The organism is Dankookia rubra (genome assembly GCF_004355005.1).
Taxonomy (GTDB): Bacteria; Pseudomonadota; Alphaproteobacteria; order Acetobacterales; family Acetobacteraceae; genus Paracraurococcus; species Paracraurococcus ruber_A.
The window spans coordinates 1-25,566 of the sequence record NZ_SMSJ01000042.1 but is presented as its reverse complement, the minus strand read 5'-3'; the positions used below and the strand labels follow the sequence as shown (position 1 = coordinate 25,566).

General features: G+C 73.2%; 23 protein-coding genes. 10 read left to right on the top strand and 13 right to left on the bottom strand.

The window, feature by feature from the left end; all coding sequences use genetic code 11:
- Positions 1–4 precede the first annotated feature (4 nt).
- The gene (locus E2C06_RS23145; RefSeq protein WP_133290972.1) at positions 5–289 is read left to right on the top strand and encodes a hypothetical protein; all 285 of its coding nucleotides are present in this window, start codon (positions 5–7) and stop codon (positions 287–289) included.
- 64 nt (positions 290–353) lie between these two features.
- On the opposite strand, the gene E2C06_RS23140 is transcribed toward E2C06_RS23145, so the two are convergent.
- The 5 genes from E2C06_RS23140 to E2C06_RS23120 all read right to left on the bottom strand — a co-directional run bounded on the left by E2C06_RS23140 (position 354) and on the right by E2C06_RS23120 (position 5,679).
- Entirely contained in the window at positions 354–992 is a 639-nt protein-coding gene (locus tag E2C06_RS23140; protein WP_133290971.1) for a LysE family translocator, read from the bottom strand.
- Positions 993–1,090: 98 nt separating this feature from the next.
- Positions 1,091–2,551, bottom strand: a complete 1,461-nt coding sequence (locus E2C06_RS23135; RefSeq protein ID WP_165982601.1) for a class I adenylate-forming enzyme family protein — start codon at positions 2,549–2,551, stop codon at positions 1,091–1,093.
- Positions 2,552–2,663: 112 nt separating this feature from the next.
- On the bottom strand, positions 2,664–3,908 hold the full coding sequence (locus E2C06_RS23130; RefSeq protein WP_206664660.1) for an acyl-CoA dehydrogenase family protein: 1,245 nt from the start codon (positions 3,906–3,908) through the stop codon (positions 2,664–2,666).
- Positions 3,909–3,910: 2 nt separating this feature from the next.
- Positions 3,911–4,645 carry an alpha/beta fold hydrolase gene (locus E2C06_RS23125; RefSeq protein WP_133290969.1) on the bottom strand — a complete coding sequence of 245 codons (735 nt, stop codon included), beginning with the start codon at positions 4,643–4,645 and terminating at the stop codon, positions 3,911–3,913.
- Positions 4,642–5,679 (bottom strand): peptidase M29, encoded by a 1,038-nt coding sequence (locus E2C06_RS23120; RefSeq protein ID WP_133290968.1) that lies wholly within the window; start codon positions 5,677–5,679, stop codon positions 4,642–4,644. Before E2C06_RS23120 ends, E2C06_RS23125 begins: the two co-directional genes overlap by 4 nt.
- A gap of 143 nt (positions 5,680–5,822) precedes the next feature.
- On the opposite strand from E2C06_RS23120, the gene E2C06_RS23115 reads away from it, so the two are divergent.
- Both E2C06_RS23115 and E2C06_RS23110 read left to right on the top strand, forming a co-directional pair.
- Positions 5,823–6,290: a MarR family winged helix-turn-helix transcriptional regulator gene (locus E2C06_RS23115; protein WP_165982600.1), complete on the top strand. Its 468-nt coding sequence runs from the start codon at positions 5,823–5,825 to the stop codon at positions 6,288–6,290.
- Between the two features lie 356 nt (positions 6,291–6,646).
- On the top strand, positions 6,647–7,414 hold the full coding sequence (locus tag E2C06_RS23110) for a SapC family protein (RefSeq protein ID WP_133290966.1): 768 nt from the start codon (positions 6,647–6,649) through the stop codon (positions 7,412–7,414).
- Between the two features lie 225 nt (positions 7,415–7,639).
- On the opposite strand, the gene E2C06_RS23105 is transcribed toward E2C06_RS23110, so the two are convergent.
- Positions 7,640–8,998 carry an LLM class flavin-dependent oxidoreductase gene (locus E2C06_RS23105; protein WP_206664659.1) on the bottom strand — a complete coding sequence of 453 codons (1,359 nt, stop codon included), beginning with the start codon at positions 8,996–8,998 and terminating at the stop codon, positions 7,640–7,642.
- A 131-nt stretch (positions 8,999–9,129) separates the two neighbouring features.
- Here E2C06_RS23105 and E2C06_RS23100 point away from each other — a divergent pair, with 131 nt between their 5' ends.
- From E2C06_RS23100 to E2C06_RS23090, 3 genes are all read left to right on the top strand, one after another.
- Positions 9,130–10,101: a Bug family tripartite tricarboxylate transporter substrate binding protein gene (locus E2C06_RS23100; RefSeq protein WP_133290965.1), complete on the top strand. Its 972-nt coding sequence runs from the start codon at positions 9,130–9,132 to the stop codon at positions 10,099–10,101.
- A complete protein-coding gene (locus tag E2C06_RS23095) occupies positions 10,094–11,056 on the top strand; it encodes a Bug family tripartite tricarboxylate transporter substrate binding protein (protein ID WP_165982599.1) in 963 nt (320 codons plus the stop codon). Before E2C06_RS23100 ends, E2C06_RS23095 begins: the two co-directional genes overlap by 8 nt.
- 159 nt (positions 11,057–11,215) lie before the next feature.
- Positions 11,216–12,403 (top strand): MFS transporter, encoded by a 1,188-nt coding sequence (locus E2C06_RS23090; protein WP_133290963.1) that lies wholly within the window; start codon positions 11,216–11,218, stop codon positions 12,401–12,403.
- Positions 12,404–12,567: 164 nt separating this feature from the next.
- On the opposite strand, the gene E2C06_RS23085 is transcribed toward E2C06_RS23090, so the two are convergent.
- The 3 genes from E2C06_RS23085 to E2C06_RS23075 all read right to left on the bottom strand — a co-directional run bounded on the left by E2C06_RS23085 (position 12,568) and on the right by E2C06_RS23075 (position 16,185).
- Positions 12,568–13,296, bottom strand: a complete 729-nt coding sequence (locus E2C06_RS23085; protein WP_165982598.1) for an RraA family protein — start codon at positions 13,294–13,296, stop codon at positions 12,568–12,570.
- A gap of 136 nt (positions 13,297–13,432) precedes the next feature.
- Positions 13,433–15,067, bottom strand: a complete 1,635-nt coding sequence (locus E2C06_RS23080; RefSeq protein WP_133290961.1) for a GMC family oxidoreductase — start codon at positions 15,065–15,067, stop codon at positions 13,433–13,435.
- Between the two features lie 158 nt (positions 15,068–15,225).
- Positions 15,226–16,185: a tripartite tricarboxylate transporter substrate binding protein gene (locus E2C06_RS23075; protein WP_133290960.1), complete on the bottom strand. Its 960-nt coding sequence runs from the start codon at positions 16,183–16,185 to the stop codon at positions 15,226–15,228.
- 145 nt (positions 16,186–16,330) lie between these two features.
- Here E2C06_RS23075 and mdoH point away from each other — a divergent pair, with 145 nt between their 5' ends.
- From mdoH to E2C06_RS23055, 4 genes are all read left to right on the top strand, one after another.
- Positions 16,331–18,052 carry a glucans biosynthesis glucosyltransferase MdoH gene (mdoH, locus tag E2C06_RS23070; RefSeq protein ID WP_133290959.1) on the top strand — a complete coding sequence of 574 codons (1,722 nt, stop codon included), beginning with the start codon at positions 16,331–16,333 and terminating at the stop codon, positions 18,050–18,052.
- A 413-nt stretch (positions 18,053–18,465) separates the two neighbouring features.
- The gene (locus E2C06_RS23065) at positions 18,466–18,972 is read left to right on the top strand and encodes a calcium-binding protein (protein ID WP_133290958.1); all 507 of its coding nucleotides are present in this window, start codon (positions 18,466–18,468) and stop codon (positions 18,970–18,972) included.
- A 192-nt stretch (positions 18,973–19,164) separates the two neighbouring features.
- Complete coding sequence (locus E2C06_RS40370) at positions 19,165–20,427, top strand: phospholipase D-like domain-containing protein (RefSeq protein ID WP_165982597.1); 1,263 nt, start codon at positions 19,165–19,167, stop codon at positions 20,425–20,427.
- A 223-nt stretch (positions 20,428–20,650) separates the two neighbouring features.
- A complete protein-coding gene (locus tag E2C06_RS23055; protein ID WP_133290956.1) occupies positions 20,651–20,947 on the top strand; it encodes a hypothetical protein in 297 nt (98 codons plus the stop codon).
- Positions 20,948–20,987: 40 nt separating this feature from the next.
- On the opposite strand, the gene E2C06_RS23050 is transcribed toward E2C06_RS23055, so the two are convergent.
- The 4 genes from E2C06_RS23050 to E2C06_RS23035 all read right to left on the bottom strand — a co-directional run bounded on the left by E2C06_RS23050 (position 20,988) and on the right by E2C06_RS23035 (position 25,505).
- Positions 20,988–22,427 carry an enolase-like domain-containing protein gene (locus E2C06_RS23050; RefSeq protein WP_133290955.1) on the bottom strand — a complete coding sequence of 480 codons (1,440 nt, stop codon included), beginning with the start codon at positions 22,425–22,427 and terminating at the stop codon, positions 20,988–20,990.
- On the bottom strand, positions 22,424–23,248 hold the full coding sequence (locus E2C06_RS23045) for a sugar phosphate isomerase/epimerase family protein (protein ID WP_133290954.1): 825 nt from the start codon (positions 23,246–23,248) through the stop codon (positions 22,424–22,426). The genes E2C06_RS23050 and E2C06_RS23045 overlap by 4 nt, the downstream gene beginning before the upstream one ends.
- Before the next feature lie 204 nt (positions 23,249–23,452).
- Positions 23,453–24,616 (bottom strand): glycoside hydrolase family 1 protein, encoded by a 1,164-nt coding sequence (locus tag E2C06_RS23040; protein ID WP_133290953.1) that lies wholly within the window; start codon positions 24,614–24,616, stop codon positions 23,453–23,455.
- A 157-nt stretch (positions 24,617–24,773) separates the two neighbouring features.
- Positions 24,774–25,505: an ABC transporter ATP-binding protein gene (locus E2C06_RS23035; protein WP_133290952.1), complete on the bottom strand. Its 732-nt coding sequence runs from the start codon at positions 25,503–25,505 to the stop codon at positions 24,774–24,776.
- Positions 25,506–25,566 lie beyond the last annotated feature (61 nt).

The following is a 25,566-nucleotide window of genomic DNA, read 5'->3' as shown; positions in this document are numbered from 1 at the left end:
AGGCATGATCATCCGGGTATCCCCGCAATGGCAGGTGACGATCCCCAAGTCGCTGCGCGCCCGGCTCGGCCGGCCGCGGCAGATGGAGGCGCGGCTGGAACGCGCATCGCTGGTGCTGACGCCGATCCTGATGGAATCGGTGGAAACGGCCGAACGCACGCTGCGGCCCGAGGGCATCACCGCGGAGGTGCTGGTGGCGGCGATGGACCTGGTCGCGGCGCGCCGGCGGAAGGCCGCGGCGGCCGCCGTGGCGGCGGGCGCCGCGGTCAGGGCGCAGGACGCGGTCTGACCATATTCCTATAAAGCCGGGGACGGCCCGGGGGCAAGGCAAATCCCCCCGGGTCGCCCGGCCGTCAGCCCGCCGGGCGCCGCGCCAGGGCAAGGCCGATGCCGAGCGCGACCATCGCGCCGCCCGAGGCCTGGCGCAGCCGGCGGACCAGGCCGGGGCGCGCCGCGGCGCCCTCCCGCAGGCGGCTCGCCGCGAAGGCCACCGCGATGTCGGCCAGGGTGTTCAGCGCCACCGAGACGGCGCCGAGCAGCGCGAATTGCAGCGCGACGCGGCCGGCCGCGGGGTCGAGGAATTGCGGAACGAAGGCGAGGAAGAAGGCCGCGGTCTTCGGGTTCAGCGCCTCGACCAGCACGCCTTCGCGGAAGGCCCGGCCCGGCCCGGCCGGCGGGGCGGCGGGGCTGGCCGGCGCCGGCGCGCCGGCGGCCCGGAAGGTCCGCCAGCCCAGCCAGACCAGGTAGGCGGCCCCGGCCAGCTTCAGCGCGGCGAAGAGGTCGGCGCTGGCCAGCACGATGGCGGCGACGCCGAGGCTGCCGGCGAGGACATGCACCAGCCCGCCGAGGCCGGTGCCGAGGCTGGAGGCGATGCCCTCCGCCCGGCCGCCGGCGAGCGTCCGCGCGGCGACGTAGACGAGCCCCGGCCCCGGCGTGACGGCGAGCAGCAGCGCCGCGGCGAGGTAGGGGGCGAACTGGGTCAGGTCCGGCATGGCCGAAGTCTGATGGATCGTGGCCGCACCCTCAACCCGAGGTGTCCAGAGGCCTTTCGGCCTTCGGTGGGGGGCAGGGGGGCAAGGCCCCCTTGGCCCTATCCTCTCGCCGCGATCTCCCGCAGCGCCTCCACCCGCACCTTTCCCAGCGCCGTCCGCGGCAGCGCCGGCACCGCGACCACCGCGCGCGGCTGCTTGAAGCGGGCGATCCGCCCCTCGAAGTGCCGCAGCACGGCCTCCCGCTCGAAGCCCGGCCCGGGAACCACGACGGCCACCGGCACCTCCCCCCAGCGCGGGTCGGGCCGGCCGCAGACCGCGCCCTCCAGCACGCCGGGGGCGGTGCGGAGGATGCGCTCCACCTCGGCGGGGTAGATGTTCTCGCCGCCCGAGATGATCAGGTGCTTCAGCCGGTCGGTGAACCAGAAGCGGCCCGCGGCGTCGCGGAGGCCGACGTCGCCCGAGCGGAACCAGCCGTCGCGGAAGTTCGCCGCGGTCGCGGCCGGAGCATTCCAGTAGCCGCGCGCGACATGCGGGCCGCGCAGCTGGATCTCGCCCGGGGTGCCAGGCGGCGCCTCGCGCCCGCGCGGGTCGACCACCCGCGCCTCCCCGTGCAGCGCCGGCGCGCCGAGGCTGCCGGGCGCGGCTAGCGCCGCCTCCCGCGTCTGGACGATGGCGATGGGGCCGGTCTCGGTCGCGCCATAGACCTGCTGGACCGGGATCCCCCGCGCGTGGAAGGCCTCGATCAGCGGCAGCGGCACTTCGGAGGAGCCGGCGCCGACGGCCCGCAGCGAGGAAAGGTCGGCCGCGGCCCAGCCGGGATGGGCGACGAGGGCCTGCATCACCGCCGGCACCAGCAGGGTGAGGCTCGGGCGGTGCGCTGCGATGGCGGCGAAGGTGGCCTCGGGGTCGAAGCGCGGCAGCAGCACGACCTCGGCCCCGGCCAGCAGCGCCGGGGTGGTCTGGATGTTGAGGCCGCCGACATGGAACATCGGCAGCAGGGTCAGCACCCGGTCGGCGGCGGTCAGCGCGAAGGCGTGCCGGGCATTCGCCGCATTGGCCAGGAGGGCGCGCTGGTCGAGCACCGCGCCCTTCGGCTGGCCGGTGGTGCCGGAGGTATAGACCAGCAGCAGGGGGTCGTCCGGCGCGCCGGCGGCGGGCGGGGCGGCGGCGGGCCAATCGGCCTCGGCGTCCAGCAGGGCGCAGCCGGGGGGCGCGGCGGCGCCGGCGGCGGCGGCCATCTCCCGCGTCGCGGCCAGCAGGCGGGCGCCGCTGTCGTCCAGGATGAAGCGCAGCTCGGGCGCGGCCAGGCGCCAGTTCAGCGGGACGAGGATGGCGCCGAGCCGGGCGCAGGCGAAGAGCAGCACGAGCTGCGCCGGGTGGTTCTGGCCGAGGAAGGCGAGGCGGTCGCCGCGGCCGAGGCCCTGCGCGGCGAGCGCGGCGGCGGCGGCGGCGACGCGGCCGTGCAGCGCGGCGTAGGTCAGGCGGCCGGCCGGGCCGCTGAGGGCAACGGCGTCCGGCGGGGAGGCAGGGTTGGGGAGGGAGAAGTGTTCCTTCCCCAAGCCCCACCCTTCCTTTCTGTGGGCCGGGTGCCGCGGCGCGGAGGGTACCGACCCAGAGAAACAGGTGAGGGGGCCCGGGGGAGAATACCTTCTCCCCCGGCCTTCCCTTCCCCTACTCATCCGTCTCCCCCGCCTCGTAGAGCGCCGCGCGGCCGATGCGGTCGATGCAGAGCTCCGCGGTCCAGGGCAGCATGAGCGAGCCGCAGCGGGCATCGCGGTAGAGTCGCTCGAGCGGCAGGGACTTCAGCATGGCCTGGCCGCCGCAGGTGCGGACGGCCTTGGCCGCCAGCGCCGCGGCATTCTCCATCACCGTGTGCTGCGCCGCCCAGGCGCGCAGCAGCTGGTCCTTCGAGGGATCGGGCCCGGCCTCCGTCACCGCCTGGAACCAGAGCGCCTTGGTCTGCTCCAGCATGACCCGCATCTCGGCGACGGCGACCTGCTTGGTCGGGTACATCCGGCGCTTCACCGGCGGCGTGCCGGGCCATTCGCCGCGGAGGTATTTCACGGTGAAGTCGTAGGCGGCCTGGGCGATGCCCATGTAGGCGGGCGAGAGGGTCATGAACATGTGCGGCCAGCGCGTCGCCGCCTGGAAATAAAGGCCGGGCGGCATCAGCGCCGCGTCTTCGCCGACGAAGACGTCGCGGAAGACGAGGTTGCGGGAGACCGTGCCGCGCATCCCGAGCGGGTCCCAGCCGCCCTCGACGGCGACGCCCTCCGCGTCGCGCGGGATGGCGAGGTAGAGCGTGTCGCGGCGGGAGGGCTTCGCCTCGCCGTCGCGCAACTCGGTGCAGAGCACGCCGTAGAAGTCGGCATGGCCGGACAGGCTTGCGAAGATCTTCCTGCCGCTGATCAGGTAGCCGCCGGGGACGCGCTTCGCCGTGGTGCCGAAGGCGACCCCGCCGGCCGCCGCCGCGCCGCCCTCGCTGAAGGGCTGCGCGTAGATCGCGCCGTCGCGCAGGATGCGGTCGTAGTGCAGCCGGCGGCGGCGGCGATGCTCGGCGCGGATATCGGCCGGCAGGTCGAGGTCCTCGGTCAGCGCGCCGGTCCAGAGCGTGGAGCAGACATGCATGTTCCAGGTCAGCGCGGTCGCGCCGCAATAGCGGCCCATCTCGGCGGCGGTCAGGCAATAGGTGCGGAAGCCGGCGCCGCGCCCGCCCTCGGCGTCCGGGATGCAGATGCCGAGCAGCCCGTTGGCGTGCATGTCGCGGTAGTTGTCGGTCGGGAAGCTCGCCTCCCGGTCCCAGCGGGCGGCGCGCGGGGCCAGCACGGCCTGGCCGAATTCGCGGGCATCGGCGGTCAGCGCCGCCTCCTGCGCGGTCAGGCGGAAGGCGGCGGGGTCGAAGATCGGGGCGTCCACCCTCAGCCCTCCCGCAGGGCTTGCAGGAAGCCGCGCACCGCGGCGTTGAAGCCGGCCGGGTCCTCCAGATGCGCGAGATGCCCGCAGCCCGGCAGCACCGCGAGCCGGGCATTGCGGATGGCGTCCCTCATCCGCTCCATGGTCTTCGGCGGCGCCAGCGGGTCGGTCTCGCCGGCGACCAGCAGGGTGGGCGCGGCGAGCCGGCCGAGGTCGTCGCGCCGGTTGAAGGTGGTCAGGCAGCGGACGGCGGCGCGATAGGCCGCCTCCGGGGCCGCGGCCATGGCATCCACCGCGAGGTGGACCAGTGGCGCCGGCGTGCCGGGGCGGAGCATCGGCCGGATGCTGGACTCGGCCAGCGCGGCCATGTCCTGCCCGGCCTCGAGCGGCGCCAGCCGCTCGGCCAGGAAGGCCTCGGCGAAGGCGGGGTCGCGGCCGCCGAAGGCCGGGGTGGTGGCATAGAGCACCAGGCCGCGGACGCGTTCGGGGAAGCGCAGCGCGAAGTCGAGCGCCAGCATGCCGCCGATCGAATGGCCGATCAGGTCGATGCGGGGGATGCCCTCGGCGTCCAGCCGGTCGCGCAGCAGGCCGGCCCAGCCGGCGAAGCTGGTCTCGGCCGGCATCGGCGTGCCGGCGAAGCCGGGCAGCGGCCAGTCCAGCACCCGGGCGGGGGCGAGCGCGGGCAGCACCGGCGCCCAGCTGGCGCCGCCGATGCCGTGCAGCAGCACGATGGTGGTCATGGCACGAGCCTCCCTTCGACCACCACCGGCCTGCCGTCCAGCGCGATGGTGCAGTTGCGGACGGGGATGTCGAAATGCCCCTCGGTGAAGCGCCCGGCGAATTCGTTGGCGCCGGTCGAGAACAGGAAATTGCCGGCGAAGGCGCGCAGTTCGGTGCCGTTGGTGTCGCGGCGGTCGTACATCGCCAGCGCCTCGTAGCGCGCCCGGGGGTTCAGCCCCCAGCCGACATGGGAGACCGCATAGGCGGCGCGGTCGCCCCAGGCGGCAAGGTAGCGCCGCATCAATTCGGCATCGGTCCCGTCTCCCGATATCGAAACGATATGATCGTCCCGCAACTCCAGGTGGACGGATCGTTCCAGGTAGCGTTTAAAAGTCAGGTTCGCGTCCCCGGCATCCAGCACCAGGGTGCCCTGCACGCTGCCGGCCCGGGGGAAGGAGACGACGACGCCGCCCGGCCAGTGCGCCACGGTGCCCGGCCGGTCGGTCCAGCCCCAGACCCCCGCGGTGACCGCATCCTCCAGCGCAATCGTGAGATCGGTTCCGGCGGCTGAGACGACCGTCATGCGTTTCGTTCCCCGGGCAAGCTTCACCGCGGCGCGGACCGGGGCTTCGTCCTCCGGTCGCGGCACCAGCCGGGCGAGGGCTTCCGGGTGCTCGTTCGAGACCATGAGGACCCGGCTGCCGGCGCGCAGGATCCCGCCGAGTTCCGGGGCGTGCAAAAGGCCTTCGAGGGTGAGATCGAGGATGAGCGGAGAGGCTTTCAGCGCGGCGAGCGCGGCCGGATGCGCCTGCAGGGCGCGCGAGGCGCCGGTCGAGCGGACCGGCACCGGCGCGGTCTGCGGCGGGGTCGGCAGCACCAGGCGGAAGGGCCGGCAGCCCAGCCGCAGCGCGGCCAATTCCGCGAGATCGATGTTCACCGCCCGGGACTGGCTCTCCGCCAGGAGACAGACGGGCAGGCCCGCTTCCGCCCGGCAGAGCCGCAGGACGGTCTCGAAAGCCTCGATCCAGGGTGCCTCGATGCGGTCGGTGAGCATGCGGTGAGCCTCCTCGACGACCCTGACGGCGGGCCGATTAGCATGAAAATGCATTCATCGCCTGAACGTACTATTTTGACAGCATTTGAGTCGGAATGGGCCTATCATACCGCAAAGCGCAACGTCATCGGATCGCTATCGTTATGTCCCAGCCTCCCGCGAATCCGCCCGGCAGCCGGTTTGTCGACGACTACCTGCTCTACCTGCTGGCTCGCGCCTCCCACCTCATCTCCGCCGAGTTCCACGACCAACTCCGCCGCCGCGGCATCAGCGTCCCGGTCTGGCGGGTGCTGGCCAGCCTGGTCGGCAGCAGCGGGGAAACGGTGACCGGCCTGGCCGAGACCTGCCTGCTGCAGCAGCCGACCATGACCAAGCTGCTGGACCGCATGGTGCGCGACGGCTTCGTCAAGCGCACCCAGGACGCCAAGGACCGCCGGGTGGTCCGGGTGGCGCTGACCACGCGCGGAGAGGTGACGGCGGCCGACCTGGTCCAGGCCGCCAAGCAGCACGAGGCCGAGGTGATGGCCCGCCACCCGGAGGCCGAGGCCCTGGCGATCAAGACCCTGCTGCGCGCCATCATCGCCCGGCAGACCCGGCCGCGGCGCGGCTGAGGCCGGCCCCGGCGGTCGCCTCCGCCTGCGGGGACGGATCCCGGCGGGGCCTGCACGGCCGGGCGCGACGATCCGCGCGGAAAACCGCGGAGGGCGGCGGATTGGCGTTCTGGCACGGCCGCAATCCGGGATAGCCTGCCGCCCGGCACCGCGGCCGCAGGCCGGCGCGCGGGACCGCACGGCCATCCCAGTCCGGGGCAGCACCCATGCCTTCGCCCGCCAGGCTGCAACGCATCATCCTCCTGCTACTGGCGGTATCGCTGGTGGTCCAGGTCGCCCGGCTGGTATTCCGCTGAGACGCTGCCTTGCACGCCCGGCCGTCGGCTCGTAGGGCCGCCGGGAAGGAACCAGATCACATGCCCGAGACACCTCCCCTCGCCAACGGCGCCGCGGTGGCTGCCGCCGCCCCGGCCCTGCCGCCGCTCTACGGCGCGCTCGATCCGCTGACGCCGGAACGGCATGCCGGGCTCCGCGTCCGCGATGCCGGCTTCGGCTTCGCCGCCCAGGCCAGCGCCATCCCCCTGGTGGCCGAGGAATTCGCCATCGCGGCGCGCACCCTGCCGATCGTCTTCGGCGCCCAGGCGCCGCACCTGCCGGTGGCGCTCACCGGCCTGGCGCCCGGCAGCAACCTCTACGTGAACGAGCAGGGCGCCTGGAGGCCCGGCGCCTATGTCCCGGCCTACCTGCGCCGGGTGCCCTTCTTCCTGGTCCGCACCGCCCCGGGCTCGGACCAGCTCGTGCTCTGCATCGATCCCGGCGCCCCGCAGGTGAGCCGGACCGAGGGCGAGCCGCTGTTCGACGCGGCGGGCAAGGCGACCCCGCTGCTCGACCGGGTGCTGGCCTTCACCCGGTCGGTGGAGGAAGGCATGCTGCGGACCCGCGGCATCACCGAGCGGCTGCACCAGCTTGGCCTGCTGAAGCCGGCGGTGGTGCAGTTCCCGCACCATGGCAAGCCGCTGCGGGTGGACGGCTTCTTCGCCGTGGACCGCCCCGCGCTGGCCGCCCTGCCGGCCGAGCAGTTCCTCGAGCTGCGCGACAAGGGCTGGCTGGAGCCGATCCATGCCCACCTGCTGTCGATCGGCGGGCTGCCGGACCTGGCGCGGGACCTGGCGACGCCGGGCTAGGGCGGGTCCCGATCTGGCGGACTCGCCTGATCGGGCAAAGATGCCCGCAAGAACAAGCGGCAAGGGCGGTTGCCGTGGGCCAAGGCGAACGGAAGCCGCTCCAGGTCGGGAAGGCAAAGCCACCCCCGTCCCGGACCCCGCCCTTCGATCCGCGCGACGGCGGGAATGGCGGGCAGGCGGAAGGAGGCCGCCTGCGGCGACCCTGAGGACCGTACCGGGGCGGCCCTACTCCGCGGCCAGGCGCGGCTGCCAGTCCCCGCGCGTGGCGCGTGCCAGGCCAAGGTGGTCGCGCAGCGTCCGCCCCGCATAGTCCTTGCGGAACAGCCCGCGCCGCTGCAGCTCCGGCACCACGTGCTGGACGAAGTCGGCATAGCTGCCGGGGACGACGCAGGCGCCGATGACGAAGCCGTCGCAGGCGCCGCCCGTGAACCATTCCTCCAGCTTGTCGGCCACCTGCTTCGGCCCGCCGACCATGTTCATCGGCGGCTTGCCGCGGCCGCTGCCGACCATGAAGTCGCGCACCGTCGGGTTCTTCTTGCCGGTGTTCTTCACCACCCGGTCGCGGATCGCCTGCAGGCCCTGGATGCCGGCCATCTCGGCATCGGTGAAGGGCTCGTCCATGCCCTTGCTGGCGAAGTCGAAGTTCAGCGCCTCCGACAGCAGCGACAGCGCGTCGATCTCGAGCGGCAGGCTGGCGATCAGCGCCGCCTTGTCCTCCGCCTCCGCCTGCGTCGCGGCGCAGATCGGGTAGGCGAGCGTCGCCACCTTCACCGCATCGGGGTCGCGGCCTTCCGCCGCGACCATGGCCTTGAACTCCTCGTATTCGAGCTTGCCCGAGGCGACGTCGTGATAGGCGACGAAGACCAGCTCGGCCCAGCGCGCCGAGAAGCGCTTGCCGCGGCCGCTGCTGCCGGCCTGGATCATCACCGGGCGGCCCTGGCGGCTGCGCGGCACGGTGAAGGGGCCGCGGGAGTGGAGGAAGCGCCCCTTGTAGTCGAGCCGGTGCACCTTCTGCCCGTCGCCGAAGCGGCCCGTGGCCTTGTCGACGATCAGCGCGTCGTCCTCCCAGGCGTCCCAGTGGCCGAGCACGACCTCGACGAACTCGTCGGCGCGGTCGTAGCGCGCGTCATGCGCCATCATCTCGGCATGGCCCATGTTCGCCGCCTCGCCGTCGTTCAGCGAGGTCACCACGTTCCAGGCGGCGCGGCCCTCGCTCATCAGATCCAGCGTCTGGAAGACGCGGGCGACGTGGAAGGGCTCGAAATAGGTGGTGGACGCCGTCGAGCCGAGGCCGAGCCGCGAGGTCACCGCGCCCATCATGGTCAGCGTGACGATCGGGTCGAGCTTCACGCAGCGGATGCCGTGCTCGATCGTGTGGTGGTGGTCGGAGCCGAAGCGGTCGGGCATCGACAGCCGGTCGTCGAAGAAGCCGAGGTCGAACTTCCCGGCTTCCAGGATGCGGGCGATCTCCTGGAAGTAGCCGGCCGAGAGGAAGTCGGTGCGGCTGTCCGGGTGGCGCCAGGAGGAAGCCAGCGTGGTGCAGTTCTGCGCCTGCAGGAAGCCGACCAGGTGCATCTGTCGCATGGATCTTTCCCCTACTCCGTTGCCGCGGAGCTTCCGCCCCGCCCTGGCTCGCGTCAACGCTGGCCCCGGACGCCGGCGGTGCTAGCATCCGGGCTGCCGGCCCGCAGAGGCCGCCCCGGGAAGGAGACACCATGCAGGTTCCAAGGCGCGCGGTGCTGGGCGCCGCCATGCTCGCAGCCCCCGCCGTCGCCCATGCCCAGGCGCCCTGGCCGGAGCGGCCGATGCGCTTCGTCATCGGCGGCTCGGCCGGCGGCGTCTCCGACATCCTGGTCCGCATCCTGGAGAACCGGCTGCGGGAGAAGCTGGGCCAGCCCCTGGTGCTGGACCCGCGGCCGGGCGCGGGCGGCATGGTCGGCGCCGAGGTGGTCGCGCGCGCCCCGGGCGACGGCTACAATTTCTACATCAACCACATCGCCTCGCACGGCATCGGCCCGAGCCTCTACAAGCGGCTGGCCTTCGACCCGCTGAAGGACCTGCCGGGCGTCGCGCGCCTCGCCTCGATGCCCAACGTGCTGATCGTCAAGGGCGACAGCCCGCACCGCACGGTGCAGGAGCTCGTTGCCTTCTGCCGCGCCAATCCGGAGAAGGCGGTCTTCTCCTCGGCCGGCACCGGCACCTCCTCGCACCTCTCGGGCGTGCTCTTCGGCCTGCGCGTCGGCGTCGAGACGACGCACGTGCCCTATCGCGGCACCGCGCCCAGCATGGCCGCGGTGCTGAACGGGGAGGTGCTCTTCGCGATCGACAACGCGCCGGCCTCGCGCCAGCAGGTGCTGGCCGGGATGCTGCGGGCGCTCGCCGTCTCCACCGCCGAGCGCGCCTCCACCATGCCGGAGCTGCCGAGCCTCGAGGAGCAGGGCGTCAAGGATTTCGACGTGGCGTCCTGGTACGGCATCGTGGCGCCTGCCGCGACGCCGCGGCCGATCATCGAGCGCATGGGGAAGGAGCTGGTCGAAGCGCTGGGCGATCCCGGCCTGGCGCAGCGCTACCGCGACTTCGGCGCCGAGCCGAAGCCGCTCGGCCCGGCCGAATACGATGCCTACATGCGGGCCGAGGCGGCGAAATGGGCGCCCATCGTGCGCGCCTCGGGCGCCTCGGTTGACTAGCCGCCGGGCGCTGCTGGCGCTGCCCCTGCTGGCGGGGCTGGCGCGCGCCCAGCCATCCTGGCCCGACCGGCCGCTGCGCTTCATCGTCAGCGCCCAGGTCGGCGGCGTCTCCGACATCCTGGTCCGGATCTTCGAGAGCCGGCTGCGGGAGAGGCTCGGCCAGCCGCTCTATGTCGATCCGCGGCCGGGCGGCGGCGGGCTGATCGCGGCCGAGACGGCGATGCGCGCCAACGACGCGCACAGCTTCACCGTGAACCACATCGCGTCGCACGGGATCGGGCCCTCGCTCTACCGCAACCGCGGCGGCTTCGACCCGCTGCGCGACATGCCCGGCGTCTGCCGGGTCTGCGCCATGCCGAACGTGCTGATCGTCCGCAGCGAGCTGCCGATCCGCAGCGTCGCCGACCTCGTCGCGCATATCCGCGCCCATCCGGACCGGGCGAATTTCAGCTCGGCGGGGTCCGGCACCTCCTCGCACCTTTCCGGCATCCTGTTCGGCCAGATCATGGGCGTGGAGGTGACGCACGTGCCCTATCGCGGCACCGCGCCCTCCATGCTCGCGGTGCTGAACGGGGAGGTGCTGTTCAACATCGACAATGCGCCGACCTCCCGCCCGCATGTGCAGTCCGGCGCGCTGCGGGCGATCGGCGTCAGCACCTCGAAGCGCGCGGCGATGATGCCGGAGCTGCCGAGCTTGGCGGAGCAGGGGGTCGCGGGCTTCGACGTGGCATCCTGGTACGGCTTCGCCGCGCCGGCCGCGACGCCGGCGCCGGTGGTGGCGAAGCTGGCCGCCGTGCTGCTGGACGCGGTGGCCGATCCCGGCATCGTCGCGCGCCTCGCCGAGATCGGCGCCGAGCCCTGGCCGCTGGACACGGCGGGCTACAACGCCTTCATGCGGGCGGAGGTGGCGCGCTGGGCGCCGGTGGTGGCGGCTTCAGGGGCGACGGTGGATTGAAGGAAGGCCGGGGAGGAAAACGGGTATTCCCTCCCCGAACCCCTCCCTGCCCTTTTGGGAGTCCGGTGTTGCCGCGCGGCGGCTGCCGGACTCCCAAGAATAGCTGAGGGGCCCGGGGAGAATACCTTCTCCCCGGCCTTTCCTGATGAGGATGGACCTTTGACGACAGGACCGGGCAAGCGCGCCAACCTTGCCCTCGTCGTGCTGGCGCAGGTGCTGGCCCTGGCGCTGTGGTTCTCCGGCACCGCCGCCGGCCCCGCCATGGCGCGCGAGGCGCCGCTGCCGCCCGGCTTCCTCGCCTGGCTGACCGGGGGCGTGCAGCTCGGCTTCGTGCTGGGGACGCTGGCGAGCGCGGCCCTCGCGCTGCCCGACCGGCTCGACCCGCGGCGGCTCATCGCCGCGGCCTCGCTGCTCGGCGCCGCGGCCAATGCGGCGGTCCTGGCGCTGCCGGTGGGCAGTCCCGGCGTCATCGCGCTGCGGGTCGTCACCGGGCTGGCGCTGGCCTGCATCTACCCCGTCGGGATGAAGCTGGCGACGGGCTGGGCGACGCGGGCGGATGCCGGGCTGGTGGTGGGGATGCTGGTCGGCGGGCTGACGCTCGGCTCGGCCTCCCCGCACCTGGTCAACGCCTTCGGCGGCGTCGGCTGGCGGGTCACGGTGGGCGCCGCCTCGGCCGCGGCGCTGCTGGCGGCGGGGCTGATCCTCGGCACGCGGCTCGGCCCCGCGCATGCGCCGGCGCCGCCCTTCCGGCCGGGCCTGGCGCTGCTGCTGTTCCGGACGCGCGGCACCCGGCTGGCGACGCTCGGCTACCTCGGGCACATGTGGGAGCTCTACGCCATGTGGGCCTGGATCGGCGCTTACCTCGCGGCGAGCTTCGCCGCCGCGGGGCGGGCGGGGGCGCCGGGCCAGGCGGCGCTGGCGACCTTCGCGGTGATGGCGGCGGGGGCGGTGGGCTGCGTCGCCGGCGGGCGGCTCGCCGACCGGATCGGGCGCGCGCGGCTGACCATCTGGGCCATGGCGATCAGCGGCGCCTGCTGCCTGCTGGCGGGCCCGGCCTTCGGCGCGGCGCCCTGGGTGACGGTGCTGCTCTGCCTGGTCTGGGGCGCGACGGTGGTGGCGGATTCCGCGCAGTTCTCGGCGAGCGTCGCCGAGGCCGCGCCGCCCGGCCTCGCCGGGACCATGCTGACGGTGCAGACCAGCCTCGGTTTCGCGCTGACCCTGCCGGCGATCCACCTGCTGCCGCTGCTGGCGGAGCGGTGGGGCTGGGGCCCGGCCTTCGCCACGCTGGCGATCGGCCCGGCGCTGGGCTGCCTGGCCATGGCGCGGCTGCTGCCGCGCGAGGGGTAGGCCGGCAGGCCGGGCCCTCGTGCCTCCGCAGGATGCCCGGCGCAGGGCGCCCCGCCCTGCGGCGCGCAGGGCCTGGATGCGCCCGCCGCCGCTGCGGCGAAGCCCGGCCGGGCGCAGGCGCGGCGCCCGGGGCGCAGGAAGGTGGAACCTTCCCGCGGCTGGTATCAGGCCTTCGGCTTGGCCGAATAGGCGCCGCCGGCCGCCCGCACCTCGGCGGCCGTCCTGGCAGCGCGCAGCCGCGCCAGGTGCTCGGCCTCGCCGGCCAGCATCCGGTCGGCATTCTCCAGCACCTCCGCGGCGCGGTCGGCGGGGAATTTGACCGCGCCGTTCTCGTCCATGTGGATCAGCTCGCCCGGCGCGACATCCATCCCGCCGACCGAGACCGGCACGTTCACCGCCTGCACCGCCATCTCGCCATGCCCGGCGGTGACGCCGCCCAGCAGCAACTGGAAGCCGAGCTTGCGGATCTCGTCGACGTCGCGTGACGGCCCGTTCGAGAGCATGCCGATGCAGCCGACCGACATCATGGACGTCACCATGATCTCGCCGGCCAGCCCGGCCTTCGCCATCAGCTCGTTCGGCCATTTCTGCTGGATGACCAGGATGGTCGGCTTCGGCATGGCGTCGAGCGCGTCGATCACGTCCATGAAGCTGAGCCGGCCGCTGTAGTTGGGGTCCGGCAGGCCGTAGACGCAGGTGACGGCGTGGCCGACGACCGGGCCCATCTCCGGGTAGATGCAGCGGATCGAGGTGTCGGTGTACCAGTTCTCCGTCCAGGGATTGTACAGCCCGAGGCAGAGCGGGTTCTTCGGATAGGTCGCCACGACGTTGGTGACGGTGGGCGTGTCGATCCTGCGAAGCCCTGCGAAGATCTCGTCCTTGGTGGCCGTCATGCCGGCGCTCTCCCTGGTTGGCGGGCGCATGGTCGCGGGCCGGGCGCCCGCCGTCCAGGCCCCCGCAGCGGGTCGTTCCGCCGGTGGGCGCATCGCGGCGGCGGGACCAGCCGGCCGCGCCGCCACCGGCCGCCCCTCAGGCCGCCGCCTTCGCCCCGGCGCGGGCGCCGGCCTTGATCATCTCGGCCGCGCGTTCCGCCGTCATCAGCACCGCCGGGTGGATGTTCGACGACGGCACCAGCGGGAAGACCGAGGCATCGACCACCCGCAGCCCCTCCACGCCGCGCACCCGCAATTCCGTGTCCACCACCGCGCGGTCGTCGGCGCCCATGCGGTTGGTGCCGCAGGGGTGGTAGACCGTGGTGCCGGAGGTGCGGAGGTAGTCGAGGAAGTCGTCGTCCGTCTGCGTCGCCGGGCCGGGCGACAGCTCCTCGACCACCAGGTCGGCGAAGGGCTTGGTCACCGCGATCCTGCGCGCCAGCTTCGCCGCTTCCAGCATCACCCGCACGTCGGCCGGCGCGGTCAGGTAGTTGGCCTGGATGCGCGGCTTGTCCGCGACATCGGGGCTGCGCAGCGCCAGCTCGCCGCGGCTGTCCGGCCGGCACTGGCAGAAGTTGAAGGTGAAGCCCGGGTGCTTCGCCAGCTTGCTCGCCGAGATCCCCTGGTTCTGCGTGTCGAGGCTGAAGTTGACGAACTGGTACTGCACCTCGGCTTCCTCGGACCCCGGCAGCACGCGGGCGAAGAGGCTCGCCTCCGAGGCGCCGATCGTCATGTGCCCGCGCCGCCGGAGCGCCCAGTCGAGCCCCATCTTCGCGGTCTTCAGCGGGTTCGCCATGCTCTCGTTCAGCGTGTCCGCCGGCTTCGTCCGGAAGGCGAAGCGGACCATGAAGTGGTCCTGCAGGTTCTTGCCGACCTCCGGCGCATGCACCCGGCTCTCGATCCCCATGCCCTGCAGCGCCGAGCCGTCGCCGATGCCCGACAGCATCAGCAGCTTCGGGCTTTCGATCGCGCCGGCCGAGAGCAGCACCTCGCGCCGCGCGGTCCAGGTCTCCTCCGTGCCGTCGGACTTGCGGACGACGACGCCGGTGCAGCGGCGGCCCTCGAAGGTCAGCCGCAGGCCGAGCCGCTCGGTCTCGACCCGCAGGTTCGGCCGCTTCATCGCCGGCCGCAGGTAGCCGACCGCGGGGCTCCAGCGCCGGCCCTTGTGGACGTTGAGCTGGTTCGGCGCGACGCCCTCGAACCATTCGCCGTTGTTGTCGCGGTTGCGGGCGAAGCCGAGGCTCTCGCAGGCCGCGACGAAGGCCTGGCAGCCGATGGTCGGCGCCGGGACTTCCGCGATCTGCATCGGCCCCTCCTTGCCGCGGAACTCGCTGTCGGCGCCGTGGAAGGTTTCGAGCTTGCGGAAGGCCGGCAGGCAGTCGTCATAGGACCAGCCGCGCGCGCCGGACTGCGCCCAGCGGTCGTAGTCGCGCGGGCTGCCGCGCAGGAAGACCAGCCCGTTGACGCTGCCCGAGCCGCCGACCACCCGGCCGCGCGGCCAGTAGACGCTGCGGCCGTGCAGCTCCGGCTCGCTCTCGGTCTGGTAGTTCCAGTCGAACTTGCGGGTCACGTAGAGCCGGGCGAAGCCCATCGGGATGTGGATCCAGGGATTGGTGTCCCAGGGCCCGGCCTCGAGCACCGCGACGTTGACCGACGGATCCTCCGACAGCCTTGCCGCCAGCACGCAGCCGGCCGAGCCGCCGCCGATGATGACGTAGTCCGCTTCCGGCATCGCCCTGCTTCCCCCTTCGTCTTGTCCGCATCAGGCCATGCGCCGGCAGCAGGGGCAAGGCGGCACGCGGCTTGCGGGGCCGCGGCGGACCCTGCTGGGAATCCCGCCCCTGCACCGCCGCCCGGCCGCTGCGCGATGCCCGCGCCAGCCCGCGATCGTCACCCGCGCCAGGGCCTGACCTTCCACAACGCCTGCAGCTGCGCGTCCACCCGCGCCGCCTCGGCCCTGTACTCGGCGCCGACCAGCGGCCGCATCGGCATGAACTGCCGCGCCATCTCCGCCTTGAAGGCGGGGTCGGCCAGCGCCTCGCGGAAGGCGGATTCCAGCCGCGCGGCGATGGCCGGCGGCAGGCCGGGCGGGGCGATGATGCCGCGCTGGGCCGAGGCCACGACGTCGTAGCCCTGCTCGCGGAAGGTCGGCAGCTCCGGCAGGTCGGCCGCCCGCGCCGTCGCGGCGATCGCCAGGCCGCGCAGCTTGCCCTCGCGCGACAGGGTGACCAGCTCCGTGGTGTTGCCGACGCCCGCGGCGATATGCCCGCCCAGCAGCTGCGGGATCAGCGGCGCCGACCCGGCGAAGGGCACGTGGGTCAGCGGCGGCAGCTTCGCCGCGGCCTCGAATTCCAGCATCAGGATGTGGTCGTCGCTGCCGATGCCGGTGGTGCCGTAGTCGAGGCTGCCCGGCTTCGCCTTCGCCTGGGCGATGAGGTCCGCCAGCGTCCGGATCGGGCTGTCGGTGCGGACGTAGATGCAGTTCGGGTCCTCGACGATATTGGCGAGGAAGGTGAAGTCGAGCGGCCGGTAGCGCGCCGGCCGCTCCAGCGGGATGCCGCTATGCGCCGGCATGGTGGTGGCGCCCAGCGTGTAGCCGTCCGGCGCGGCGTTGAAGATGACCTCGAGCCCGATCTGCCCGGCGGCGCCGGCGCGGTTGGTGACGACGGTCCGCATGCCCGGGATGCGCTCGGCCACCGCCGGCATGACCAGCCGGGCCAGGATGTCGACGCCGCCGCCGGGCGGGTAGGGGACGATGATCTCGACCGGCCGGTCGTTCGGCCAGGCCGCCTGGGCCCGGGCGAGGGCGGGCGCGGCCAGGCCGGCGGCCAGAAGGGCGCGGCGATGCATGGTGATCCTCCCGTGTTTTGCCGCATCCTGGCACGGGATCGGCACGCGCGCAGCACCGCTGGCGACGCGGCGCCAAGGGGGGGCGCCTTCGGGCCGATCCGCCCCGCTGCGCAATTTCGCCACGCGCCGCGGCTAGGATCGGGGCGTGACCGACCTGCCCCTCGCGCCGCGGCGCCTGACCTTCGCCCTGCTCGGCCTTTCGCTCACCGCCCTGCTGCTCTGGCTGGCGGTGCGGGTGCTGGCGCCCGGCGGCTGGACCCCGTGGGAGGTCCTGCTGCTGGCCTGCTTCGCCGGCACCGCGCCCTGGACCGCGCTCTGCGCCGCCAATGCGCTGGTCGGCGGGGCGATCCTGCTGGCGGCGCCGGACCCGCCCGCGGCCGTCCTGCCGGCGCTGCGCCGGGCCCGCCCCGGGGCGCCCTCGCTGCACACCGCCATCGCCGTCTGCATCCGCGCGGAGGAGATGGGCGCGGTGCTGCCGCCGCTGGCCCGGCTGCTGGATGGGCTGGAGGCGGCGGGGGCGGCCGGCCGCTTCACGCTCTGGTTCCTCTCCGACACCGCCGACCCGCTGGCCGCGGCGGCGGAGGAACGCGCGATCTCGGCCTTCCGCCAGGGGAGGGTCGAGGGCGGCATCGCCGTGCGCTACCGCCGCCGGGTCGAGAACATCGGCTTCAAGGCCGGCAACGTGATGGACTTCCTCGACCGCCATGCCGGCCAGGCCGAGCTGATGCTCTGCCTCGACGCCGACAGCGAGATGACGGCGCCGGCGGTGCTGCGCCTCGTCGCCTGCATGGAGGCCGACCCGCGCATGGCGATCCTGCAGCAGCTGATCGTCGGCCGCCCGGCGACGGCGGCCTTCCCGCGGCTCTTCCAGTTCGGCATGCGGGCGGGCATGCGCGCCTGGGCCACCGGCCAGGCCTGGTGGCAGGGGCCGGAGGGGCCATACTGGGGCCACAACGCCGTCATCCGCGCCGAGCCCTTCCGCCGCCATTGCCGGCTGGAGCCGCTGCCCGGCGGCCGCCCCATCCTGTCGCACGACCAGGTGGAGGCGGTGCGGCTGCATGCCGCGGGCTGGAAGGTCTGCTGCCTGCCCGTCGAGGCGGGCAGCATGGAGGGCAACCCGCCGGCCCTGCCGGAATTCATGGCGCGCGACCTGCGCTGGGCCGCCGGCAACATGCAGTACTGGGACCTGCTGTGGCTGCCGGGGCAGACCTGGATGGGCCGCTGGCAGCTGGCGCAGGCGATCCTGCTCTTCGTCGGCGCGCCGCTCTGGTGCGGGGTGCTGGCCTTCGCCGCGCTCAACGCCGCGGCCGGCGGCGGCGCGGCGACGCCGGATGGCTGGCTGCTGGCGCTGCTGCTGGCGACCTGGGGCATGCTGCATGCGCCGAAGCTCGTCGGCTATGCCGAGGTGCTGGCGAAGCCCCGGCTCGCCGCGAGCTATGGCGGGCGCGGCGCCTTCCTGCGCGGCGCGGCGGCGGAACTCGGCTTCACCACGCTGCTCGACCCCGTCAGCACCTGCAACAAGGCGCTCTTCCTGCTGGCGCTGCCCTTCGGCGGGCGGGGTGCGGGCTGGGCGCCGCAGAACCGGTCGGATCGCGGCGTCGGCTGGGGCGACGCGGCCCGGCTGCTCTGGCCGCATACGGCCTTCGGGGTCGTGGTGTTCGGCCTGTTGCTGGCGACGGCGCCCGGCGCCGCGGCCTGGGCCCTGCCATGGGCCGGCGGGCTGCTGGCGGCCGTCCCCTTCTGCGTGCTGACGGCCTCCCCCGGCCTTTCGGCCGCGCTGCGGGCGCGATGCCTTGCCGCGACGCCGGAGGAACTCGCGCCGGGAGGCGCCGGCGCGCCGTCCGACGGGATGCCCCGCCTGGCCTGACACGATCGCCGCGCCTGGCGTGCCGGGCGTCACGTGGTGCCATCGTGATTGTTGTCGCGATTTTTTGATATGGCGGATCGGGGCGCGACGCGAACGGCAACCCCGGGTTCCATCCCCCGGCGGTCACATTTCGGTCTTCTGCCAGAACATATGCCCCTGCCGGCTTCCCTGAGGTAACCGTTTGCGGCGTCACGACTATCGCCGTGCCGCGGCCCTGTCCGGTCAGGCGCATAGCCGGGACAGGCGTATACGAACCTCCGGCTAGTCCGCAGAAATGTCTAACGAATACAATCTTCTATCGCTATTCATTGCAAATTTCGTATGGTGTTTTCGTTTCAAAAAACATAAAATTTGCGGCGGCAGGGCACGACCGCATGCCTCAAAAATGATCATACCCTTGAGAGAGCAGACCCATGACGTTCTATTACGGCTCCGGTAACGACATCATCGACGTCCATGCCAGCGCCACGCCGGTCCAGATCCACACCGGTGCCGGCAACGACAAGGTGACCGGCAGCAACGGCAACGACACGGTCAACGGCGGCGAAGGCAACGATTCGATCGACGCCGGCGCCGGCAACGACGTGATCCGCGGCGGCGCCGGCGCGGACCGCGTGAAGGGCGGCGCCGGCAACGACACCTTCATCTTCGCCCGCGGCGACCTGGTCTCGGCCGACTACCCGGACCACATCGTCGACTTCGCCGGCGCGGGCGGCTACGGCCCGGTCGAGAACGACATGATCCATCTGGTCGGCTTCAACGGTGCGGTCGCGCTGAGCTTCGTGAAGAACGTCGGCGGCAACCCGGCCCTGCAGCTCTATGGCGTCACCGATGCCGACGGCTTCCAGGGCAGCATCCTGGTCCAGATGAAGCACGGCGACACCCACCACATCACCAACCGCGACTACATGTACTACTGAGACGCCAGCGGCCCCCCTCGGCGCGGGGGCCGGTCCGCCCGGTGCGGCGCCGATGGGGCGCTGGCGGGAGCGACGCGGCCGGCCCGGGCCGCTCGCGCGGACCTGACCCGAAACGGAAGCCACCGGCCGCGCCGCGCCGGCGTTGCCGCTGCCATGAATCGAACCGCAACGAGCCGACGGAACGTTCTGGCATTGGCGGCCGGCCTGCCCGCGCTGGCCGCCTGCGCCAGCATCCCCGTGCTGCCGGACGGTCCCGCCGACCCGATGGAGCGCCTGGCGCTGCTGACCGAGGCGCTCGACGGCGCGCCGCTCTACGACGGCAACAAGGTCGACGTGCTGGACGGCGGCGGCGCCGCCTTCGCCTCGCTGTTCCGCGACCTGCGCGCGGCGCGCGACCACATCCACCTGGAATACTTCATCCTCGAGGATGTCAGCGTGCCCGGCACCGCGGGGCAGAGCCTGTTCGAACTGCTGGAAGCGAAGCTGCGGGACGGCGTCGCCGTCACGCTGATCCACGACGCCTTCGGCTCCTCCCCGACGCCGGCCGCGGCCTTCGAGCGGTTGCGGGCGGCCGGCGCCCGGACGCTCGCCTTCAACCCGCTCGACCCGCTGGAAGCGCGCACCGGATGGGCGCCGAACGACCGCGACCACCGCAAGATCATGGTCGTGGACGGCCGCATCGGCATGACCGGCGGCGTCAACCTCGACCGGGTCTACGAGAATCCCTGCGAGGTCGCCTCGGCCGCCGAGCGGGATCCGGCGGATGCCTGCTGGCGCGACGTCGCGCTGCGGCTGGAGGGGCCGGCAGTGGCCGGGCTGCAGAAGCTCTTCCTCGAGACCTGGGAGAAGCAGCGCGGACCGCCGCTGCCGCCGCGCGACTGGTTCCCGAAGCTCGATGCGCGCGGCCCGGCGCGCGTCCGCGTCCTCGGCAGCGTGCCGGGGGAGAAGCGGCCGCGCTTCTATGTCACGCTGATGGCCGCGATCGCCGCGGCGCGGCAGCGGCTCTGGCTCACGACCGGCTATTTCGTCCCGACGCTGCAGCAGCGCCGGGCGCTGCGCGCCGCCGCGCGCCGCGGCGTGCAGGTGCGGCTGCTGCTGCCGAGCATCAGCGATTCCGCCGATGCGCTGGCGGCGCAGCGCGCCGCCTATGACGACATGCTGGAAGCGGGGATCGAGATCCGCGAGGTGCAGGGCGCCGTGCTGCACGCCAAGCTGGTGACGGTGGACGGCGTCTGGTCGGCCGTCGGGTCGTCGAATTTCGACCGCCGCAGCGTCGCCTGGAACAACGAGGTGGATGCGATCGTGCTCGGCGCCGGTACCGCCGCGCGGCTGGAGGCGCTGCTGGGGCGCGACTGGGAGCGGGCGAAGCCGGTGACGCTCGAGGCATGGGAGCGGCGCGGGCTCGGCGAGCGCATCCGCGAGCAGACCTCGCGGCTGATCATCGACCTGCTCTAGCCCGCGTTCGTCCCGAGCGGAAACATGCGGGACGTGAAGCGCCGGCTCGACCTGGCCTGGACCGATCCTGGCCCGGCACGGACAGAACAAGGCCGGTCGGGCGGCGACTGACCTTCGCGTGACCGGGCGGGCCGCGGTGCCCCGCGTCACATCGCGTCGGCGCGGCGGGACGCAGCCTGTCTCCGCCGGTGCAGCCCGTGCCGGCCTGCCCGAGGAGACGACGATGCCCGATGGACCCTGCCTCACCCTTGCAGACGGCACCGAGCTCTGCATCCCGTTCTACGTGCTGGTCGAGCCCATCCGCTGGCGCGGCCCGGACCCGGACCCGCCGCTGATCGGCGGCATCAGGCCGGAACTCGCGCGCGACGTGCAGACGCTGACCGCGATCTCGGTGCTGACGGAGCGTCTCGGCGGCGACATGCGGAAGCAGGCCGAGGCCGGCATGGCACGCGCGGCCGAGATCCTGCGCCAGCAACTGCCGAAGGGCATGACCTTCGGGAAGCAGCGGACCCAGCGCTGAACGCGGCGGCCGGGCGGATCGTGCGGGATCCGCCCGGCGCTCACGCCGCGCCGCGGCCTGCGGCGGGCCAGCGGGCGGGCGGCATCGCCACCATCGCCGCAAAGTCGGGCTCCGCCGCCGCGCCGAGGCCCGGCACCGCGAGGGAGCCGAGCTCCAGCACGCCGCCGGCGATCCGCAACCGCGGCCCGCGCGGCGTGTCGGCGTAGAGGTCCGGGTGCGCCTCCAGGAAGCGCACCGCCTCGGATTTCGGCCGGCCGGCGAAGCCGTCGATGAAGTGGTGGCCGTTGCGCTCGACGTGGGAGAGGCCGAGTAGCGCGACCAGCGCCAGGTCCTGCTGCACGCAGACGCCGGCCAGCGTGGTCAGGTCCTCGCCCGAGAGGAAGTAGCGGCCGCCCGCCGCGTTCCAGGCGCGGCAGCGCGCCAGGTTGATCAGCGATCGCCAGACGCCCTTGCAGGACTTGCTCGACACGCCGGCATAGCCGAGCGCCCTGGCCTGCACGAAGGCATCGAGGGCGCCGTCGCTCTCGTCGATGATGACCGGGCGCGCCGCGGCCAGCGCCGCCATGCCGGTCTCGAGCGCGCGGGCGCGCTTCACCGGCTGCTCGATGTAGAGGATGGAAGCGCAGAGCTGCGCGAGCCGCGGCTCCGCCTGCATCGCCGCCCAGAGCGCGGCGGCGCCCTCGGCATCGGCATATTGCTCGTTGCCGTCGAGCGAGGCGTGGTAGCCCTGCTGCCGGTCGAGCACCGCGGCGATGCGGCAGAGCCGGTCGATGTCGGCCGCGACGTCGCCGGCGACCTTCAGCTTCCAGTAGCGGTGGCCGTAGACCCGGGCCACCTCCTCCAGCGTCTCCGGCAGGCCGTCGCCGACGCGCTCCGCCTGGTCGGCGGCGGTGATGGGGTCGACCAGTCCGACCGTGTGCCGCGCATGGATGCGGCGCGCCGGCGACAGGCCATCCAGCATCGCGGCGAAGCCGAAGCCCGCGAGGTCGGGCGCCACCGCGTGCGGCGCCATGCCGCCGATATTGGCCCGCATGCCCGCGAAGAAGGAGACGCCCCGCAGCTTCAGCAGCGCGTCGAGCGCGGCGCGGTCGACCAGCGCGCGGCCGTAGCTCGCCACCAGCGGGTTCAGCGCCTCCCGCCCGCAGGCGGCGACGTGCGCGGCATAGCCGTCGGCGAAGTGGCCGAAGGCGGTGTTCATCCCGGCCGCCAGGGCGGCCTCGCCCGCCAATTCGAGGGAGCGGCGCAACTGGTCCTCGTTCTCGGCGTCGGACAGGCCTGGGTCCTTGTCGAACCACTTGGCCGCCAGGCTTTCGGCCGCGACGCCCCAGGCCTCGCGCCCCGCCTCGTCGCGGATGCGCGCGCGCAGCACCGCCTGCCGCCCCTGGGTCACGGTGATGACGCCGAAGCGGAAGGGCAGGCGGAGGGTGAAGGGCCATTCGCGCCGCTCGACCGCGGTGACGGCGAAGCGCGGCGCGCTCATGCCGCCACCTCGCGCAGCAGGCCCTGCAGGTAGCCGGCGGCGAAGGCGGCGCTGCCCGGCCCGTCCGGGACGTAGTCGAAGGGCTCGACGCCGCACCAGCCGGCGTAGCGGTGGCGTGCCAGCGCCGCGAGGATCGGCGCGAAGCGGTCCTCGCCCTGGCCCGGGGCGCGGCGGTTGCGGTCGTTCAGGTGGACGTGGTGCAGCGCGCCGGTCGGCAGGAAGCGGTCGAGGACGGCGGCCACCGGCTCGGCCTCGCCCTGGCCGGCGGCGCAGGTGTCCAGCATGGTGCGGAGCGCGGGATTGCCGATCCGATCGACGATCGCCACGGCTTCGGCGACCGTCGTCGCCCAGTTGGTCTCGCGCGGCGAGAGCGGCTCGAGGCAATAGGTCACGCCGGCTTCGGCCGCCCAGTCGCCGGCCCGGGCCAGCGCCGCCTCGGCCCGCTGCGCGTCGTCCGGCGTCTCGACCCGGCGCTGCTGCGGCGAGCCGTGCACCAGGTAGCTGCCGCCGAGATCGGCGCAGAGGCCGATCAGCCGCTGCATCACGTCGAGGGTGCGCGTCCGCACCGCCGGGTCGGCGCTGGTGATCGACAGGCCGGCGGGCGCCACCAGCAGCCAGTGCAGGCCGGTGATGGCGATGCCCTCCTCGGCCGCCGCAGCGCGCAGGCGCTGCCGCCAGGTCGCGCCCAGCAGATGCGGCGCCTCGGCATCCAGGGTGAAGGGGGCGACTTCCAGCCCGGCATAGCCGAGCCCCGCGGCCAGCGCGCATTGCTGCGAGAAGAGCAGGCCGCGCAGGACCTCGTTGCACAGCGTCAGGCGCATCGGCGTTCCCCCATGATGCGGGGGATTACCGCCTTTGGGCGGGGTGCTGTCCAGCCGTGGGCAAGGTCCGGGAGGGAAGCAGATATTCCCTCCCCGAACCCCTCCCTTCCTTTCCGTAGGTCGGGCATCTGCCGCGCGGAAGGTGCCGACCCGGAGAAATGGATGAGGGGGGCCTGGGGGAGAGTACCTTCTCCCCCGGCCTTTTCAGGCCGCCGCTTCGGCGCCCTCGGCGAACAGCCCGGCGAAGACCGCCTGCTGCCGCCGCAGCTCCTGCGCCAGCGGCGCGTGCACCGGCCGCCGGCCATGCTTCGGGTCCATCTCCAGCAGCCCGTTCGGGCAGTAGCGGTCGTTGTCCCAGCCGGGATGGCTCAGCACGGGATAAAGGCAGATGCCCTCGACCGGCGTGCCCGCGCGGATCGCGCCCATCACCTCGTCGGCGACGTAGCGCAGCCAGAGCGCGCGGCGGTCGCCCTCGATGCTGCTCTCGGCGACGAAGATCGGGCGGCCGTAGCGGGAATGGACGCGGGCCAGCAGGTCGCGCAGCGGCACCCAGCGCTCGTCGAAGACCGAGAGCGGCGCGGCGTCGCGGCCCTCGTGCAGCCACCACTGGTTGTTCCAGTAGAAGTTCACCCCGATGGCGTCGAGGATGTCCTCGGAGCCGCCGAGTTCCGGCGCCTGGCGGCCGAGCAGCATGTCCCAGGCCTCCCACATCCCGGCATTGCGGCGCTCGGCGGGCTCGATGTCGGCCGCGACACCGGGGCGGCCGACGGTGTTGATCAGCGGCTCCACCGCGAAGGCCCGGGTGCCCGGTACCGCGGCGCGCATCGCCTTCACCGCGGCCAGCGTCGCGGCGACGGCCTGGCGCTTCACCTCCGGCCCGCGGCCATGGGTGCAGGGGTTGAAGTGGCCGGTCTCGCCGCCGGCCCAGGCGAGGAAGGAGATCTCGTTCAGCGGGCAAAGCGTCGGCGCCTCGCCGGTCTCGGCGCGGCAGAGCTCGGCGAAGGCAACGGCGTAGTCGGCGAAGCGGGCGGGGAAGTCGGCCGAGAAGAAGTCCAGCCAGTCCGGCCAGCCATAATGGCAAAGGTCCCAGACCACCTGGGTGCCGGTGCGCTGTGCCGCCCGCAGCAGCGGCAGCACCGGGGACCAGTCGTAGCGGCCGGGGCCGGCCTGCTGCACCAGGTGCCAGCGTACCCCGTCGCGCACCGCCCGGATGCCGTGCTCGGCGAGCTGGCGGTAATCCTCCTCGGCCAGCAGGTCGTGATGGGTGGCGGCGATCAGGTCGAGCCGGCGGCCGTCCTTGCGGACATGGGTCGAGCATTCGAAGCCGCCGAGGAAGAAGCTGCGGAACAGGCTGGGTCGGAAGGTCACGCCGGATGTCCGTGATTGGGGGATGCGGGCGGCCCAAATCTTTGCGCGAAGCATTGCCGGCTTCTTCACCGAAGAGGCGAAATGCGCGGGCCGCTCCCCGCCGCGGGGGGCGTTGTGTCAAAGCATCCCGCGGCCCCGCGTTCCCGCCGGGCGGCGATCAAGCCGCCTCAAGCACCTCGGCAACCGGCCCGTCGGCGACGATCCGCCCGGCCTCCAGGCGGATGGCGCGGGTGCACCATTCGCGGACGATCGTCATGTCGTGCGTCGCCAGCACCAGGATCTCGGCATCGGTGACCAGCCGGGTCAGCCTGGCCCGCGCCTTGGCCATGAAGGCGGCGTCGCCGGCCAGGAACCACTCGTCCATCAGCAGGATCTGCGGCTCCATGGTGGTCGCCATGGCAAAGGACAGCCGCACCTGCATCCCCGCCGAATAGGTCCGCACCGGCGCGTCGATGAACTCGTTGAGGCCGGAGAAGGCGGCGACCTCGTCGGCCATGGTCTCGCTCTCGGCCTGCGACAGGCCGCGGAACAGACCGCGCAGGACGATGTTCTCCCGCCCGGTGGAGGACGGGTCCATGCCGGCCGAGGGGTCGATGAGGGAGCCGATCAGCCCCGCCATCGACAGCCGCCCGCCGACCGGCTGGTAGACGCCGGCGAGGGTCCGCAGCAGCGTGGTCTTGCCGGCGCCGTTGCCGCCGACGAGCGCCACCCGCTCGCCCCGGCCGATCCGGAAGCTGAGGTCCCGCAGGGCCGAAACCACGACGCGGTTCGAATCGTCCTCGCGCAGCCGCAGCGGCGTCCTGGCCAGCACCTGCTTCTTCAGCGAGCGGGAATCGAAATGATACAGTGGAAATTCGATGGTGAGTTGGTTGGCGAGGATATGGGGCATGGGTGAGGGCCTCAGACCCAGAAGGCGATGCGGCCGCGGAAGCGGATGAAGAAGGCCAGGG

Bases quoted from the DNA above. Each gene is read 5' to 3' on its own strand.
- E2C06_RS23080 (WP_133290961.1), bottom strand. From the start codon at position 15,067: ATGCCGGAAGCGGACTACGTCATCATCGGCGGCGGCTCGGCCGGCTGC.
- E2C06_RS23065 (WP_133290958.1), top strand. From the start codon at position 18,466: ATGACGTTCTATTACGGCTCCGGTAACGACATCATCGACGTCCATGCC.
- E2C06_RS23140 (WP_133290971.1), bottom strand. From the start codon at position 992: ATGCCGGACCTGACCCAGTTCGCCCCCTACCTCGCCGCGGCGCTGCTG.
- E2C06_RS23110 (WP_133290966.1), top strand. From the start codon at position 6,647: ATGCCCGAGACACCTCCCCTCGCCAACGGCGCCGCGGTGGCTGCCGCC.
- E2C06_RS23115 (WP_165982600.1), top strand. From the start codon at position 5,823: ATGTCCCAGCCTCCCGCGAATCCGCCCGGCAGCCGGTTTGTCGACGAC.
- E2C06_RS23120 (WP_133290968.1), bottom strand. From the start codon at position 5,679: ATGCTCACCGACCGCATCGAGGCACCCTGGATCGAGGCTTTCGAGACC.
- E2C06_RS23100 (WP_133290965.1), top strand. From the start codon at position 9,130: ATGCAGGTTCCAAGGCGCGCGGTGCTGGGCGCCGCCATGCTCGCAGCC.
- E2C06_RS23105 (WP_206664659.1), bottom strand. From the start codon at position 8,998: ATGCGACAGATGCACCTGGTCGGCTTCCTGCAGGCGCAGAACTGCACC.
- E2C06_RS23035 (WP_133290952.1), bottom strand. From the start codon at position 25,505: ATGCCCCATATCCTCGCCAACCAACTCACCATCGAATTTCCACTGTAT.
- E2C06_RS23075 (WP_133290960.1), bottom strand. From the start codon at position 16,185: ATGCATCGCCGCGCCCTTCTGGCCGCCGGCCTGGCCGCGCCCGCCCTC.
- E2C06_RS23045 (WP_133290954.1), bottom strand. From the start codon at position 23,248: ATGCGCCTGACGCTGTGCAACGAGGTCCTGCGCGGCCTGCTCTTCTCG.
- E2C06_RS23055 (WP_133290956.1), top strand. From the start codon at position 20,651: ATGCCCGATGGACCCTGCCTCACCCTTGCAGACGGCACCGAGCTCTGC.
- E2C06_RS23145 (WP_133290972.1), top strand. From the start codon at position 5: ATGATCATCCGGGTATCCCCGCAATGGCAGGTGACGATCCCCAAGTCG.
- E2C06_RS23050 (WP_133290955.1), bottom strand. From the start codon at position 22,427: ATGAGCGCGCCGCGCTTCGCCGTCACCGCGGTCGAGCGGCGCGAATGG.
- E2C06_RS23125 (WP_133290969.1), bottom strand. From the start codon at position 4,645: ATGACCACCATCGTGCTGCTGCACGGCATCGGCGGCGCCAGCTGGGCG.
- E2C06_RS23085 (WP_165982598.1), bottom strand. From the start codon at position 13,296: ATGACGGCCACCAAGGACGAGATCTTCGCAGGGCTTCGCAGGATCGAC.